We start from the raw sequence: 18,034 nt of genomic DNA on the forward strand, positions 1-18,034 counted from the left end.
AGAAATATTGCGGTTTTTTTTATGTTAATAACTTACAATTATTATTCTTGTTAAATATTATAAATTAGCAAAACTCAATTTATAAAACTTTATAATAATGTCAAAAGCAGATGCAAGTACTAAAATATTAGGATTTGAATATCAAAAAATGGTTGCTTTGATAAAATGTCTGGAAGCAAAAAACAATACTATTATTCACTTAGAATGTTTTGGAGATGTATCAGATGGAGATATATCAACAGAAACAAAACATTCAACTGATGAAAATAAAGAATTATATGACTCACACATCGACTTTTGGAAAACTCTGGGAAACATTATAGATAGTCAAGAAGATTTTAAAAATTACAGTACATTTATTTTACATACAACTGCAAAAATACGACTTGGTTCAATTTTTGACGGGTGGAATGCATTAACAGATGTAGATAAAGAGGCTAGAGTTCTATCAGTAACCGCCAATGAAACTATAAGGACATATTGTAATAAAGCTAAGTTCTGTTCTTCAATTGAATTAAAAGCTATCCTTAAACGGTTTAAAATTGAGGACGAACAAAAAAATGCAAGAGAATACTATAAAGATATATTAATTGACCATCCAATTATAACAACCTCAGTACCTAAAAATCATATTGAATCTTTCGCGTGTTTTCTATTAGGTTATATTTCAGAAAAGTTAATAACCTCAAATGATTATATTTGGAAAATTGACAAAAATGAATTCCAAATTGATTTTCAAGTATATTTAAAAAATTTTCTTATTGATGATTTAATTTTTCCAAATATAAAAATTGATCAGACAACGATTATTGACAAAGGATATAAATTTACAACTGAACTAAAAAATATAGATTACAATTCAAAAATTGCATATGCTTTGAATGATTATTTTAGAGCAAATTTAAATCGAATTCAGATTCTTAAAACTAGACAATCACTTTCGCAAGGTTTAGATGATTTCGATGATGAAATTTTAGAAAAATTCAGTGATTTGAAAATTACTTTTGAAGACAAATTAGGGTTTTCTTTATTTAATGATTATAAAAAAGAATCTAGATTGTTCTATGATGAGCATCAAGCAAGTATTTCTCTTAAAAAAGATTTATCAGGTGTTAAATCAGATACAATAAAAAGTTATTACCCAAAAGGAAGAACTCATCATATAATTGAAGAAAGTACTATTTCTTCTTGGAAATTAAACAAACCAAAATGAAATCAAAAGAATTAGAACAATTGATTTTTAATCCGTTTCATACAAGTAAAATTCTTCATCATTTTCTAACAGGTGTAGATGCAAATAATAAAAATGGAATTAAAACTGAACTTATTGGTATTGTTTTACCTATAATATATAACGATGTATTAGTAAATAATTCATTATCAACATTAAATGTAAAATCAAATTTTAAATCGTTAATATCAACATATGAATTTAAAGTATTCGCAACTCAAATAAACGATGAGATTAAAAATTTCAAAAGTTTAACCAATAATTCCTTGATTATTTTAGCCAATACAAACGATATCATTATAAGTGATTTTATAAAAGTAAAAAACACAATTGATTATCATCATGAAAAAGATATTAGCTTAAAGAAAATATATAAAGCTTCCTATAATTTGGGTAGTATTATGGCAAAAGAAAATTATTTATCAATATTCCTAAAATTAAAAATAACTGAATTATGAATATCACAATAAAGAAATTAGTCATTTTTAATGATAAAGGACAATCTAGGGATATAGAATTTGAGGAGGGCCTAAATATAATAACAGGAGATTCAAAAACTGGTAAAAGCGCAATAATTGAAATCATAGATTATTGCCTTTTCTCATCACGCTCAAGTATTCCAAAAGGGAAAATCACTGATTTTGGAGAATTATTTGTAGTTGTTTTTAAAGTAAATGATTTTTATTTAGCTGTTGGTAGACCTGCACAAAAAACAGGCAATATGAATTATTCATATTTGAATATAGAATCCGAATACGACGATTCTTTAAAAAATATGAAAATATCTTATTTTGACAATTTAAGTTTACGCTTAATAAAAAATGACATCCAAACAGAATTTGAGCAATATATTGGCTTAGCTATTAGTAATTTAAATAGTGACAACGAAGTAAATAAATTAGAAAACAAAGGAAAGCTATCTATCAGAGATACTGTTTCGTTCTTATTTCAACATCAAAACTTAATAGCCAATAAACATGCACTATTTTACAGATTTGATGACATAATTAAACGTAAAAGAGTAATAGAATCATTACCTGTACTTTTAGGAGCTGTTGATGAAAATTATTACGATTTGATTAGACAAGAAAAAGAAAAGATTAGAGAAATAAAAACAGAAAAAATTATAGTTGAGAAATTAAAATCATCTAAAGAAAACGAAACTTTCTTTTTAAGAAATTCAATTCAAGTATATTATTCGTTAATAAACAATGTGTTAGATGAAAATTTAACTTTAATCGATTTAAAAAAAATCGGTATAAATTTACCTATTCCTTCTGAGATATTAAATGATCAATCAAAATTATTCCTAGAAATAAATCGATACGAAAAAGAGAGAAACCTTAAATACATTGAAAAAGAGATTATTGAAAAAGCATTGACAGACTTATATCAAACAAGTGACGATGGGTATGATTATGCTAAAGAATTAGTAAAAATACATTCTCATCAAAAGTATAGTCAAGATTCAAATAATTTAAGTTGTCCAATTTGTGACAGTAAAAATATTTCCATAAATGAAAACATATCGATTTTAGAAAATTCAAAAGAGAAATTAATAAATGAGTTGGTTAAATTAGGGACTTTTTCAAATGATAATACCCCTTTAATATCAGAATTAAAATCTAATCAAAAGAAAATTGAAAAAGAAATAATTGTTTTAACAAAGAACATTAATATTCTAAGTATAGAAGACAAGGCATTTAATGAAGCTAAAAATAAAAGAGAGCAAATTATTTATCAAAAAGGAAAAATTGAAAGTTTAATAAAAGCATTTTTAGAAGCAAATAATCAAAAGGGTAACTCAAAAGATTTATTACAATTAGAAGCTGATTTAAAAGTCATTAAGGCGAATTTGTTAAAATACAATCCAGAAAAATTCAAACAAGATTCAGAAAGTTTTCTAAAAGAAAATATGAATAGAATTTGTGAAAAATTAGATTTTGAGGAAGAATTAAAACCAATTGATCTAAATTTTAATATTGAAGATTTCAGTTTCTTTCACAAGAATAAGGATGGTAAAATTAGACTTGACGAAATGGGAAGTGGGGCTAATTGGTTAGCATCTCACTTGTCAATATTTTTATCTTTTTTACATCTCAATATTAAAAATGAAAAATCTGTAATTCCTGCATTTCTAATTCTTGATCAACCAAGCCAAGTTTACTTCCCTAGATCATCCAAAAAAGAAGAAATAACCGACGAAGAAGATTTAGAGAAATTTGATGATAATATCGACCAAGTAAAAAATATTTTTAAAGTTTTAAATGAAGAAATAGAATTAATAAATACTAAAACAGGAATAAAACCTCAAATTATTGTTTTAGAACATGCAAATGATGAAAGTTTTGAAAAGTTTATAATTAAAGATTGGAATAAGTCAAAAGCCCAAGGATTAATATAATACCAATTCCTATGGCCAGATTTAAATAGATTACTTTTTTTATACAACCATAAGTAATTTATCTATCACTGGTAATCAATAAATAGTACTCTAAAAAAATCCAATCATAACTTAGAACATTGCGAAATTGCATTTATTTCAATTTCCCAACGCCAGCATAAGCTGTAACGATACTTTTCACATCATCCGTTTTATTATTTATCGATTTAGAATAGTCGTATGGAATAGCCACAGTACAAGTAGCAGGATATTCTTCACGATTGATACAATCCACTTCTTTATTATCAATGCGTTCTGCGCTTCCAGAAATCTTGCTGTTTTTAGAATACACAGTGTTTTTGCACTTTTCAAAATAATTTTTCTCAACACGCACGCAAGCATTTACACGTGAATTGACAATGCCACCGTAAATATCGTAAGCATAATTATTAAAAATATGTGCTGTTCCTCCTCTATACAACGGCACGCGTTCCTGAATGGTTTTGTAGTAATTGTGGTGGAAAGTTATCTTTCTATCCGAAAACAAGTCCTTGTCAGAACTGCCGATTAGACTGCACTTATGATGATCGTGAAAATAACACCAAGAAATGGTAATGTAACCGCTGTTGTCTTTTACATCTACTAAACCATCGTATAAATCCTGATTTTTTTGCACGTATGGATCTTCTTCGAAAAACTCGCAATGGTCAATCCATATATTGGTGCTAACGCCATAAATTGAAATTAAATCTCCTGAATTTACTAATATCTGAGGTCTTCCTTCGTCTCCCAATTTGCTGTATATTTTTGGGATGTCTTCTGAGCCGGCAGGAATTGCTTTTCCAATGGAAACCAGCGAAAACTTGATATTTTGAATAATAATATTCTTGGCATCCTTAATAGTAAAACCTACACCATCCAAAAAAGCTTTATCACCAATTCCAATAATAGTCTTATTGGAAGCCACTTTTATCGAACCAACATAGTCTTTATTTACTATGCTTCCTAAACCTATTATGACACCAGAGACCTTGATTATATACTTAGTATCTTTCGTTTCGGCATACTTTTTAAGATCGGAAAAAGTGGTTACGGTTACTTCGGTACCTCCAGTTCCTCCAGTAGTCCCGCCGTTTTCGGTTGCGTAACCCACTAGTGAAAAATCATGTGTTTGCGAATAAGAACATACTGTTACGGCAAATAAAAAGACTATAGAAAGGAATGCATTTGGCATTTTTTTATTCATAATTTGGAGAAATTTATACATGTTTTTAATCAATTATTAATTTTGTGTAATCGATTACAATGAATCAAAAATAGAAATTTTATTGAAACAAAAAATCATTTTAACATTAATGCTATCATTTTATCACTTTGTGCTAAATTGATGGTACAAACTAATGCTGTGAAAACGTATTTTTTATTTATCCTATTAGACACTTCTTCGTTAAAGACTGAATGTCTCGCAAATTGTTACTATAAATACGAGGTTATACCATTAGCCCTAGCCCAGATTGCTTCGCTCGTGTGCAGTGAAAATCCTTTTTGTGAAAAATCTATTTTTTACAAAAAGATTGAAACGAATAGCTGGAAATAGCTCCTAAAAATTGTAATTTTGCAACAAACTATATCGTTTTCGTTATGAACACAAAAATAAAAAGCAATCCCTTATTAGACCGATTGCCCAAACATTTAAAACAGTTTATCAAGTCTCAAGATTATAGTGATTACACCCCTATAAATCAAGCGGTTTGGCGTTATGTGATGCGTAAAAACGTAAATTACCTTTCGAAGGTGGCGCATAGTTCCTATCTGGAAGGTTTAAAAAAAACGGGGATTGAGGTCGACAATATTCCGAGCATGTATGGCATGAACCGAATACTCAGCGAAATTGGCTGGGCTGCCGTTGCTGTTGATGGTTTTATTCCGCCGAATGCTTTTATGGAATTTCAGGCGTATAATGTTTTAGTCATTGCATCCGACATTCGTCAGCTCGAACATATTGAATATACTCCCGCACCAGATATTATTCATGAAGGCGCCGGTCACGCTCCTATTATTGCGAATCCTGAATATGCTGAATACCTGCGCCGTTTTGGCGAAATAGGCTGTAAAGCGATTTCATCTCATAAAGATTATGAAATGTACGAAGCGATTCGGTTACTGTCTATTTTGAAAGAAGCAGAAGGCACATCGCAAGCTGAAATCGAAAAAGCCGAAAAAGCAGTGGAAGACCTGCAGAATAATATGGGAGAATTATCGGAAATGGCGCAAATTCGAAACCTGCATTGGTGGACAGTGGAATACGGCTTGATAGGCACATTGGAAAAACCAAAAATATACGGTGCAGGTTTATTGTCATCCATTGGCGAAAGCGCTTGGTGCATGACGGACAACGTGAAGAAAATCCCTTATGATTTTTCGGCTGTTCACCAAAATTTTAATATTACCAAATTACAACCGCAACTGTATGTTACTCCTGATTTTGCTTACTTGAGTTTGATTCTGGAAGAATTTGCCAATACTATGGCTTTGCGTACAGGTGGATTGTCGGGTGTTGAAAAACTAATTCATTCAAAAGCATTGGGAACTGTTGAATTGAGTACTGGTTTACAGATTTCGGGCGTATTTACGAATGTTATTGAACATGACGGAAAACCAATCTACTTTCAAACCACAGGTAAAACTGCTTTATCATATCGTGAAAAAGAATTGGTAGGTCACGGAACGAATACGCATCCGGAAGGTTTTGGAAGCCCAATAGGAAAATTAAAAGGCATCAATTTGGCGATTGAAGATATGAGTCCGAGAGACTTAAAAGCGTATGGTGTTTATGAAGGCCAAACCGCTGCTTTGGAATTTGAAGGCGACATCAAAGTCGTTGGAGAGATTGTTACCGGAAAGAGAAATCTACACGGAGAAATCATTTTGATTTGTTTTAAAAACTGTACAGTTACACACGGTGACACAGTTCTATTTAAACCAGAATGGGGAAATTATGATATGGCTGTGGGCAAAAAACTGGTTTCAGCTTTTTCTGGTCCTGCCGATGTGAATAGCTTTGATTTGATTTCGCACGTTCCTTCGAGCAAAACCATTAAGTCCAAACAAACTGCTGAAAGAGATGATCTCGAAGTTTTGTATCAAACAGTAAGAAGCATTCGGGAATCGAATGACAAGAAGGCTTCATTGAAACCGATTTTTGAAAAACTGCAAAATAATCATCCGAATGACTGGTTGCTTTCGATAGAATTGGTTGAACTTTTGAATGCTAGAAATGAAACGAATTTGATACAGCAGATTCTTTTGCATTTAGAAAATCTAAAAAAACAGCGTCCCGAAATCGAAAAATTAATTTCGAATGGTTTGGAGTTGATTTTTGAGAATCAAGAAACGGCTCATTAAAAAAACAGAATGTTATAAACACAGATTCCACAAATTGTTTTGAGTGAAAAATTGTAGAATCTGTGTATTCTATCTTTAGCAGTAGTAATTCCTTTAGTATGTTAATATTCGTCAAAGGATTTTTCGTCCCAAATCTTTTCTCCAAGATATTTTCTACAAAAATCATAACGTTTTATTATTGCTTTTTCGGGGTTTCTGTTATATTGAAAAATCCATATTTCGTTATCTATAATTTTTATTTTACGAAATTTTCTATCGTCACAAGCATCATTTGAACAAATTTGAATTGAAGATTTCTTTAAAATTACTTTACCATTAACATCAATTATTCGATCAACAGTAATTATCTTTTTATGAGGCAATTTCCAAAAATAAATTTTCGGTTACTCTCAATTCTTTCGGTTTTTAATATTACGTTTTGGGCAGAACATTTTCTTTTGTTTTGGATTGTATCTTCTTTTGATTTCAATTTATTCATACTAATCACGGAAAGCGAGAAGAAACTAAATACGATTGATGTTATAAACGTTGTCCTCATTCGATTCTTCTGATTATTACTGTCAACTATAAAATTTACACAATCAATGAATCTGTGAAAATCTGTGTAATCTGTGTTAACCCCTTTTACAGCTTCAAATCCTGTTGCAGTTCTTTTTCGTTTGAGATTTCTTTACCGTTATATTGCAGTTTCCAGCCCATTGTATTTGTCAGAATTAAAATCTTAGAGAGTTCGCTTATCAATCGGTTTTGGGCATTGGATTTCAAGGATGATTTTTCGATTTTCTTGGCTAAATTGGCTTTTACCGATTTGTTGATTTTATTGTAATCATCGCCAGTAAACGGATTCATCTGGCTTTGTTCTACGTCATAAAACTTGATGTCCGGGCTTATTTTAATTTCCTCTTTCGGGATGCTTACTATTGTGATGGTTTTATTGGCTTCGTCAATATCGTATTTCATTTGATGCAGATCATAGGATACGGTAACATCGGCGTTGACAATTATCAATGCTTTTTTCTCGAATGAAAGCATGTCCATCATGTATTTCTGCTGGTTTTTATAAGTAACGACTTCGGAAAAATGCCCTTCGGTAACTACCAATTTGCCAACATTCACAATTTGCTGCTGTATTAAATTAGTATTGTAGTCTAATGATGAATCATCCCCTTTCTTGAATTCGCAGAATTTGAAAGCCAAAATTATTATGACTACGATTACAGCTGCGACTATTATTCTTTTGAACATATTTTGCATTTCATTCTATTATTTTAGCCAAATTAATTCTTTTTTTTAAAATGAAAGCAAAAAAGCTAAATATTGCCTCTTAGCCCCGATTGAAATGGAAATCCTTATAAGCCGGGGTTCGGCTTATAAGATTGTAACGGAAAGCGGGACGATATTCACAAAAAAGCCAAATGTTTCTGCTCCAAAAAATTAATAATCGGACTCATGTTAAGGTAAATTATTATTTTAAAAAGGATATCCAATAGCAATATTAAGAATCAGATTTTCTTTTCTCCAAGCGCTGTTTCCAAAATCAATATCATCGATTACCCATCGGTCATTCTCAGACAACCAAGGTTTCCTTAACGGAAATGCCAAATCTGTCCTTAAGATAAGGAAAGACAAATCAAAACGCAGACCAGCTCCAGCACCCACTGCGATTTCTTTCATAAAATCTTTAGAAATTTTGGCTCCCTGCTTATTAGGATCAGCATTCAAAAGCCAAATATTTCCAGCATCTACAAACAAAGCTCCTTTGACAATACTAAACAGTTTTGCCCTATACTCTGTACTAAACTCTAATTTTAAATCACCAGATTGGTCTGGCAAATAAGAAGAATTAGCAGTTTCTGTATTCAAATAACTTCCTGGGCCGAGTGTTCTTGCTCTAAAGGCACGAATACTATTAGTCCCTCCCGATACAAATTGTTTTGATGTTGGCATAACATTTGAATTTCCATATGGCAATCCAATACCAACAATAATCCGGCTCGCTAATTCAGTTTCTTTTCCAAGTTTTAAATAATGGCGAAAATCAGTCTTTACTTTTGCATATTGACTAAGCGGCACATTAAATATTTTTATAGTATCCTTTTTCTTGATATTGGCTCCTGTTATTAAACCTGTTATGTTTCCTGCCAAATCTAATTCTCCATTAAAATAGAATGTATTTTTTTTCCGCTTTTGCATTGTATTCGTATAAGTGTACGAATAGGTTGATCCAAAAATCAATTGCTTTTCGATAACTTTTCCTAAAGCAGAATCTTCATCAATGTCTTCCTGATACTCCGCTGTTACATTGTTCGGGCTTACATAAGTAATATCCATAACGTTTAACTGATGTTCTTTTCTGATACTTTCTTTCCATAAATAGCCAAAAGAAGCATTAAATGAGTTCAAAGAATACAATTGTGTCCTGTTTTGAAATTCATATCGAAGTGTCGCTTTGGTTCTGGGAACAAATTCACTATTTTCATGAATGTGAAATGGCGTAATAAATCTAGGCCATGTCAAACTGGTTTCAGCTCCTAGCTTATAGATATTTTTACCATTATTTTCCCCTGAAAGCTGAAAATCGGCACCGCCAAATACAGAAACAGTAAGCAATTCAGCTCCTTTGAATACATTTCTGTTATTCCAGTTTACATTGATTTCTGAACCAGTATAGCTCGCCGAATTTGTTTTTCCCACAACCTCAACACGAATAAATTTTTTAGGTAAAAGCGTCAGATAATAATAGGAATCCAAAGTGTTTTTTAAACTATCCGAAGTCTTGAATTCATTCTTCACAAAACTAAATGTCCCCAAATTCACAAAACGGTTCAGAGTAAGATTATGATCTTTTCGATTATAAAAATCTCCTTTTTTAAAAAGTATTGCCCTGTCAAAAACCCTTGGATTAAAAGTGTCAGCAGTGTCAATAATGGTAAAATCATTGTACTGAACAATATCCTCTTTTTTATATTTGACAGTGTCTTTTGAAACTGCAAAATTAGGATACACCATAATTTTATCAATTTTATAGGCAGTTTTGGCTTTTTCGGGTGTATCGTCTTTTATTTTTAAATTAATACGAACCTCATAATCCCCCTTTGTGCTGTCTACCTGCGCCAAAATGTAATCTGGGTTAAAATAATAAAATCCTTTTTCTTTTAATCTGGCATCAATGCGTGCCCGTTCGGCTTTTATAATATCCAGATCGTATGGATTTCCTTCTTTTAATAATGATCTTCGGATCGTTCTGGCAATTGCTTTTCCTAAAGCGGAAGAATCTTCAGGGAATTTCACCTCTTTTATTTTGTATTGCTTTCTCAACTGAACAATATATTCTGCAGTTGCTCTTTTATTATTGACAGTAGAATCAGCACTGACTCTGTTTTTAAAATAACCGCGATTTTCTGCAAAATTTCTTAAAACCGCTGCGTTATAATCCAAATCGACTTTACTGAAAAGCACTGGTTCCTCACCCACTTTATTTCGTAGCCAATACCTAATTCCTTTATCTTTTGTTGGTTTTCCTGCTAAATTGTAAAACCACAATTTGGGACGCAAACCTAGTATTGCTTTATTCGGTTTAGGACGCAACAGGCCTTCCATCTCATTTTCCAGTGCTTTTCTTTCTTTCTTTTTCATAGTAGAATCCTTCACCGTTACAGAACTTCCCGTGTACAGCAAATCGCCTTCCGGCAGATATTTAGTATTACTGCATCCATAAACAAAAAATAAAGACAGCACTACAAAATATCTTATATATCTGATTTCCATATCGCTATGTTTTTTGCTCATTTCCTTCTATTTGATCTTTTTCTTTCTTTTCCTTTTCTTCTTTTTCTTTCTGTTTTCTCTTCTCTTTACGAATCTTTTCTTCTTTAATTATTTGTTTTTCGGCTTCGCTTCGATGAAAAAGCTCCTTGAATTTATTATAGCTCATGGTGATAACAAAAGCCACTCCAGTCTCTATAACCTGACCTTCAACTGCAACCTGATATTCATTTTTACGATAGGCACGAACCATATATCTTCCGCCTTTTGTAAGCTGATAATCTAATGAGACGTCGCCGGCAATATTTGTAGTTTCTTCATTGGCACGCTCTTTGCCTTCAACGCCAAAACTGCTTCCTACCGTAACTTTTAATCGGTCATCAAGCAGTTTTTTGGAAACAGCAACATTCAGATCGGTTCTATTTTCCATTGTTCCCCTAGTGTAGTCTTTTGTTGACTCTAAATCAAAATCAACTTGAAATCCTGTAATTAATTCTCCAGCAAGATCATTCAATTGTTGAGAAAGTATTTTACTCACACTTTGTCTGGCTAATGATTCAGCACTTGTACCGCCGCTTTCACTTGCAAATGGATTTTCGCCAACAAAACGATTTAAAAGCAAAAGAGCAAAAACCTGTTTGTTTAATTCTGCTGGCTCTTGTCGAAGCTGTTCCAGTTTTGCCTGAGAAGCGGATACAATATCTGATGAAACGCCATAATTTCCATCAGGAAGTTTAATATCAAATGTGATTTCAGGTTTTAGCAATTCACCATTCATTTTCAATAAAGTCTGAAACGGAATTTTTTGTTTGTAGGTGTTTTTGACCGTAGGACTTACTGCACCCAATTGATTTCCAAGCAAATCGATCGGAGCCGCATTCACTTTATAAATTGCCGTAATATTCAAAGTTGCCATTGTTGGCTCTCCGTTCCATACAATATAGCTCCCTTTCTGAATATTAAATTTTCTTCGGATTGCATTAAAATTCATCTCGTAGGCTCCGTCTGAAACTTCATATTTACCCGTAAGAGTTGTTTTTCCCGAAGGATCGATTCCTCCTGTGAGTTCGGCTTCGCCTTTCAGGTTAAGATAATCTCCGTTTCCTTTATCGATAATCAATGTAAGTTCTGCTTCTTTAACCAAAGAAATATCAACGCTGACATTCATGCCGATTAAGTTAGACTGGTTGAGTTTTTTCTCCATTTGAACCGTTTGTTTCAGATACAGATTATCTTCATTTACAAACTCTACAATTCCTTCTCTGTCGGCAATCGAAGGATCAGACTGTGGTAAAACCACCGTGAATTTAGTTTCCTTATTTATTTTAACATCACCGCCGACAATAGGATTTTCGAGTGTTCCTTTTATTTTTAGTTTTGTGTCTAAAAATAAATCGCCATAAAACAAATCATTATCAGAAGCTTTAGAATGTATTGCTCTGAAATCATCTGCAATTACTGTCAAATCAAAATTATAATTTCTAAAATCCGAAGACTGCATTGTGCCGTTCAAAGCCAATTCATTATCGTTTTCATCATAAAGCGTAAACTTGTCAAACGTAATTATATCGTTGCTAAAAGTGATTTTTTCATTATCTGTCTTAAAATAAGAATTGAGTTTTGTGATCCTAAAACCACTGTCATTAAAGTTTAATTCACCTGCAACTTTCGGTGTTGCCACATTTCCTGCAACTTTGAAATTACCTGATAAAAACCCTGTTCCGTCCGTAACATTCCCCATTGAGAATCCTTGAATACTTTTAATATCCAACCTATTGACAGCTACATTAAAATCTAAATTGCCATCACTAATTTTGTAATTGCCATTGATATTTACATCGTTCCCTTCGCCGCTCAAAACCACATTTGCTACAAGCATATCAGCGGTTTTGTTATCGACTTCTATGGCAATATCTCCAACAGGTTCTCCCCTAAAAGCAAAGTCATCTATTTTTATATCCGAAGTAAAAACAGGCGATGTCATTACGTTTTCAACAACCGCATTTCCGTTGATTAAACCCTGCATCAGCAGTTTGTCTTTCTTGACAATATTCAGAATGGTTTCTATTTTGAAATTCAAAAAATCCACTTGAATCGGTGCATTATCCTGAATTCCTTGAGATTGTATTTTAAGTTCGTTACCTGAATTATCTAAGAAAAACTTATTAATATAAAGCCTTTTATCACCAAACTCAATTGCATTTTCAGGATTAATATTCCATTTATCATAATTAAGCACAAAATTTTCAGAATTAATTTTCAGAATATTTTTAGCATCCTGACGAAGAAACTCTCCAGCAATAGCATATTGCTCTTTATCCTTAGTATCTCTTACCTGCAATGCATATGAAAGAATATTATTTTCGACTTTGCCTGACAAACTGGTAAACGGAATTTTTAATTCTCCGCTTTCAATTGTTGCTACCGAAATTTGGTATTCCAAAGCATTTTCTTTCGCTTCGATATTAATTTTTCCGTCAGCGATTGTATTATTGGCATAAACAATTCTCGGAATCGTTCCTTTTATTTCTAAAGAATCAGTTGCATTATTGTATTTTCCAGTAATATTAATTGGTTCTAGTCCAGTTAATTTAGGCAGTATCTTAAAAAGTATCGGATCATTATCCACCGCAATTGTAAAAGCCAATCGCTGTTCATCGGATTCTCTATTTACTTTTGGGGTTTTTAAATCAATATATTTCGATAATGATTTTTTTACTGCATCTGTTAATGTGCTTAGTTTATATTTCCCATCAACTTCCGCTTTCAAAAACTGAAATGATATTTTGATGTTGTTTCTGGTATTATCCGAAAAAGCAATTACACGAACAGAATCCAAAACAATTAATTCTTCCTGCAAAACCTGAATGTTCGAAAGAAACACTTTTCCATTCAAAAAATCGGGATTACTGTTCGCAATATCCGCATCTACATTTCCCCGCAGTTTCATTGGACCAGCGTGAAGATTCAACTTTTCCAAATCCGCAATATCAAGATTTAATTTTAATTGTATTGATGGGTATTTGTCTTTTGTATTTCCATTTGCTGTTAAATCAAAGTTTAGATTTGGGTCTTTCATTCCAGATTTTACTGCAAAAGATCCGTTTTCAATATTTCCTTTTACAGTCAAATCTCGGTATGCATATCTATTAAATACCGCTTTTTGAACAATTCCGTCCAATTCTGCCTGAGCAGTTTTTGGATCTAAACCTTTACCTTTTACTTTCGCTTTAAGCGTAATTTTTCCGATGGAATCGTTTTTGATTAATCGCCCTAAATCAAAATCCTGCAAATAAACCATTGCATCATATTTCTCATTTTCCTTAATTCGCTGATCGAATAAAGCATCGACTTTGGCTTTTCCGAAACTGCTGTTTAAGGCCAGATTCGTTTTAAAATTTTGAACGGATCCTATAAATTTTCCCTGCAGATTAAACTGAGAAGGCAATTGAATGTTCATCGGAATTGTTCCTGTTGGCACAAAAGAATACACATCTTTGGAAGTGCTCGACAATTTTTTGATATTCAAATCATAATACGCCTTTTGAGCATTTGGGAGCCCAGTGATTTTTCCTGACATTGAAACTTTTGTGTTTCCAATTCCGCTCATTTCGAACAGCGGAATATTCAAATCTTTTATTTTTCCGCTCAAACGGGTATTCAAATACACAGCTGCGTTTGGGTTGCTTTTAAAAGGATTTATCTTTTGTAAATCAGGTACAAAAAGAAGAATGTCTTTAAATCCAATTTTAGACTGATTTAAATTGGCATCAATCGTAAGGTTTTCGGTGTTCTTTTTCAAAGCTGCTAACGAAGGATAGCCAACTTTAATTTTATTCTGAAGAAGCGTTTGCGGTGTTCTCAAATACAAATTATTTAAATATGCATTTTTAGGTCCATAAAAGAAATCTGTTTTTAAGGACTGAATCTGCAAACCGCTTTTTTCGATTACGGCAAGTGCTTTTATATTTCCTGAAATAGTGTCATTTCCGTAATATAATTTTTCTGCTTTAAAATCGAATTTATCCAAATCGAGATGACTGTAATCAATACCTTTTGGATTTAGTTTGGATTGCATATCATCAAATTGGAAAGCTATATTTTGCAGATTGACATCGTTCAGTTTTACTTTCCATCCCGTTTGCTTGATTGCAGTTGAATCTAAATCGGGAGTTTTAATTTGTTTGTCTTTGGAACCTAATCTCAGATTTCCTTTTAAATTTTTTAATTCGAAAGAATCAAAATCCAAAAGCTGTTTATTCAAATCAATCTCGTTAACGGCTAATTCCAGATTACCCAAACGTATCCCCGAATCCAGTTTTGAATCTTTATTGTCATAAGAAACATTAATATTTGATAAACTGATTTTTTTCAATTTTAATTTGAAATCTTTTCGTTTCGAAATGGTATCAGTGGTTTTCACAGAAACTTCGGCAATTTTCTCTGCGACATCCTGATTCAAAACCAATTTCAACCCGTTTAAGTTAATGTTTGGAATGTTGAAATCCATTTTATCTAAATCAAATTTCTTGAATTTAGTGTCAAAATGTGTGAGTTTTACCCGAATATCATTTCCAGAAAAATCATCTTTAAAATTAAATTTTACATTATCAAGACTTACTTTTACTACTGATATTTTGAAAGGTTCACTATCCGGATCTTTTGGTTCTTTAGATTCGAAGGCTTTGATAATATAATCGAAATTGAAAACTCCCTCTTTATTCCTTGAAATATTGGCGCTTACATTTTCTAGAGAAACAGAATTGATTTCAAATTCGCTAAACATTAAGCTGAATAAATCTACATCAGCTTTTAAACGTTTTCCAGCCAATAAAGTATTTTTTTTTGATCTTCAAAATAAAAACCTTCCAAGACTACATCTTTAGGAAATTCAATCGAAATTCGGTTCAGAGAAACTTTAGTTTTAAGCTTTCCATGCAGAAAATCAACTGCTTCATCTTTAGCAAAATTTTGAATGAATGGAATCCGAATTAAAATTATAAGGAGAAGCAAAAGAGCTACTGTTGAAGCGACACACCAAAGCAATACACGTAGTGTTTTCTTTAGAAAATGAATTTGTTTCGCATTCATAGGCCGATAAAAACACGTTAAGATTAAACTGCACTGTAACAATTAATTGCCTTAGCAATACAATTTACAAAATTGTAAAAAATACACCCCAACAATTTACATAATTATGCATATTTGTTCTAAAATCTTACTGAACCGTAATTTTTTTCTTTCTTTTATATTTGAAAAAAAATAGGTTTTAAAACTGTATATGAGGGAATTTTTTTTTTATAAAATTAATCTTCTGATTCAGGTTTGATACGAATTTAAGATGCTGTTCAGAATCAGGATTAAAACTTCGATGGTTTAGCCCTTTTTGAATTTCTAAAACCTCTTTCATTGTCTGAAAACTATTTTCATCAATACAGCTTTCGCTGAAACGTTCCCAGATATAATCAATAGCTGTTTGATTTGGATGTAACATGTCTTCGGCATAAAAACGATAATCACGAAGTTCATCCATCATGATTTCGTAGGAAGGAAAGTATTCAGACTGCAGATTGCAGTTTTCAGATAGCAGATTATGGATTGCCGTAATTAAATGAGATTTACTCCTTTGATTTTCGACAAAACCATCCTTGAGATGGCGTACCGGCGAAACGGTAAAAATGAATTTACAATTTGGATTTATCGATTGAATCAAATTAATGGTGTTTTCAATATTTTCTTGGATAATTGAAACAGATAGTAATTCTTTATCAAACTGCTTTTGGGGTACTTTGTGACAATTAGCTACAATAGAATCTTTTTTGATATTACGATACACCCAAGATGTTCCGTAAGTAATAATGACGTGAGTTGCTTTCTGTAATTGTTTTTTGGTTTCCACCAAAATTTTATTCAGATTTACCAATAATTCCTCTGAACTTGAATGACTTAAATCCGAATGTACCTCAAAACAATGCCAGCGCTCATTATGAAAAAAAACATCTTGTTCAGTGAATAAAGCATCATTAACCACTCGATCAATAATTCTTTCGATTGAAACCGGATTGAAGATAATTCCGAATGGATTTGTTTCATTTTGAAATTTAAAATACTGGAATTTGTCTCCCATGTTTTCAACAAAGCAGGAACCCAAAGAGACTATTTTAGAATTGTAGTCTATTGGGTATGAGTTTTTAGGAATGGGTATTGGAGTAGTGAATTGCATCTTTACTATTTCGTGTAAATTTCGACATTTTTTAGCAATAAAAAAACCAGATGCTTGAACATCCGGCTCATACTAAAATGAAACTAACAATTAATAAGTGTATTCAGTTATATATTCTATTGTTTTTCCATCACTTCTATAGGATGTCATTTTTGTAGGATACCCATTATCACCATAAATGTAATTACGGATATAACCAAATGGATTTAATGAACTGCTAGCACTAGTTATATTATTATTTCCAATACCAACCTCATATAACAATAAGTTATAACCTAAAATATTTTTGAATGGAGCATTTTTATCATCATACTCATAAACGGACTCGTCTTCTTTAACGAGATTTCCATCTTTGTAATTTAAAATCCCTTGATGCTCTTTTACTTCTATATTTGTTTTAGCATCTACCGAATAAAAAACATAAGTAACCTCATTATCTGAAACATGCGTATAAACTGTTTTATAAATAAACTGCCCGTTTGGATATTCAGTGGAAAACCCCTTTTTTAATATTCTTGTTTTTAGTTTTCCATTCTCATAAGTATAAGAGATCTCAGCATATTTAACCTCATTTCCTTTATAATCTATATCAAATTCCACTTGCTTAATTATAAGACTTCCATCATAAGTAAAAACAGTTTTTGAATATTCATCTACTGACGTTAAAATTTTATTTCCATCATAAGTTATTACCTCTCTCCTATTATATGATGGAAAATCAGGATAAGTCATAGTTATTGTTTTAGGTAACACAAAATTATTGTCTGAATCCGAAGATGAATCATCACTTGAACAAGATGAAATTAGCACTAAAATCAAAGCACTAAAAAGACATGAAATTTTTTTCATTTTTTAATAAATTACGTATTAATATATCCGCAAATATATAAGAAATCATGACTATCAAGCCAAAATATTTTGAATTTATTTTAACAAAAAAAATCCCAAGCGAGTTAATGACCAACTCACTTGGGATATAATTAACAACCTATTTACTAAAAACAAATAGATTACTTATAATGACTAA

The 18,034-nt window shown here is 31.7% G+C and carries 11 protein-coding genes; 4 read left to right on the top strand and 7 right to left on the bottom strand.

Annotation, left to right across the window (positions count from 1 at the left end):
• Positions 1–97 precede the first annotated feature (97 nt).
• From CLU83_RS12215 to CLU83_RS12225, 3 genes are read left to right on the top strand one after another with little or no spacing between them, the layout of a single operon-like run.
• Complete coding sequence (locus CLU83_RS12215) at positions 98–1,213, top strand: hypothetical protein (protein ID WP_100431867.1); 1,116 nt, start codon at positions 98–100, stop codon at positions 1,211–1,213.
• Complete coding sequence (locus CLU83_RS12220; protein WP_157802087.1) at positions 1,210–1,689, top strand: three component ABC system middle component; 480 nt, start codon at positions 1,210–1,212, stop codon at positions 1,687–1,689. The genes CLU83_RS12215 and CLU83_RS12220 overlap by 4 nt, the downstream gene beginning before the upstream one ends.
• Positions 1,686–3,635: a DUF3732 domain-containing protein gene (locus CLU83_RS12225; protein WP_100431869.1), complete on the top strand. Its 1,950-nt coding sequence runs from the start codon at positions 1,686–1,688 to the stop codon at positions 3,633–3,635. Before CLU83_RS12220 ends, CLU83_RS12225 begins: the two co-directional genes overlap by 4 nt.
• Positions 3,636–3,768: 133 nt before the next feature.
• Here CLU83_RS12225 and CLU83_RS12230 read toward each other — a convergent pair whose 3' ends face one another.
• Positions 3,769–4,860, bottom strand: a complete 1,092-nt coding sequence (locus CLU83_RS12230; RefSeq protein WP_157802088.1) for a polysaccharide lyase family 1 protein — start codon at positions 4,858–4,860, stop codon at positions 3,769–3,771.
• Positions 4,861–5,255: 395 nt separating this feature from the next.
• Between CLU83_RS12230 and CLU83_RS12235 the strand changes: the two genes are divergently transcribed.
• A complete protein-coding gene (locus CLU83_RS12235) occupies positions 5,256–7,019 on the top strand; it encodes an aromatic amino acid hydroxylase (RefSeq protein ID WP_100431871.1) in 1,764 nt (587 codons plus the stop codon).
• Between the two features lie 624 nt (positions 7,020–7,643).
• Here CLU83_RS12235 and CLU83_RS12245 read toward each other — a convergent pair.
• The 6 genes from CLU83_RS12245 to CLU83_RS12265 all read right to left on the bottom strand — a co-directional run bounded on the left by CLU83_RS12245 (position 7,644) and on the right by CLU83_RS12265 (position 17,856).
• Positions 7,644–8,264 carry a DUF4230 domain-containing protein gene (locus tag CLU83_RS12245; protein WP_100433719.1) on the bottom strand — a complete coding sequence of 207 codons (621 nt, stop codon included), beginning with the start codon at positions 8,262–8,264 and terminating at the stop codon, positions 7,644–7,646.
• A 225-nt stretch (positions 8,265–8,489) separates the two neighbouring features.
• The gene (locus tag CLU83_RS12250) at positions 8,490–10,808 is read right to left on the bottom strand and encodes a BamA/TamA family outer membrane protein (RefSeq protein ID WP_100431873.1); all 2,319 of its coding nucleotides are present in this window, start codon (positions 10,806–10,808) and stop codon (positions 8,490–8,492) included.
• Positions 10,792–15,615 (bottom strand): translocation/assembly module TamB, encoded by a 4,824-nt coding sequence (locus tag CLU83_RS12255; RefSeq protein ID WP_232727083.1) that lies wholly within the window; start codon positions 15,613–15,615, stop codon positions 10,792–10,794. The genes CLU83_RS12250 and CLU83_RS12255 overlap by 17 nt, the downstream gene beginning before the upstream one ends.
• Positions 15,597–15,875, bottom strand: a complete 279-nt coding sequence (locus tag CLU83_RS22495; RefSeq protein WP_232727084.1) for a hypothetical protein — start codon at positions 15,873–15,875, stop codon at positions 15,597–15,599. Before CLU83_RS22495 ends, CLU83_RS12255 begins: the two co-directional genes overlap by 19 nt.
• Before the next feature lie 178 nt (positions 15,876–16,053).
• Positions 16,054–17,007, bottom strand: a complete 954-nt coding sequence (locus tag CLU83_RS12260; RefSeq protein WP_100431874.1) for a GSCFA domain-containing protein — start codon at positions 17,005–17,007, stop codon at positions 16,054–16,056.
• A 90-nt stretch (positions 17,008–17,097) separates the two neighbouring features.
• The gene (locus tag CLU83_RS12265; protein WP_100431875.1) at positions 17,098–17,856 is read right to left on the bottom strand and encodes a hypothetical protein; all 759 of its coding nucleotides are present in this window, start codon (positions 17,854–17,856) and stop codon (positions 17,098–17,100) included.
• Positions 17,857–18,034 lie beyond the last annotated feature (178 nt).

The sequence above is a fragment of the Flavobacterium sp. 1 genome (assembly GCF_002797935.1).
In the GTDB taxonomy this organism is placed as follows: domain Bacteria; phylum Bacteroidota; class Bacteroidia; order Flavobacteriales; family Flavobacteriaceae; genus Flavobacterium.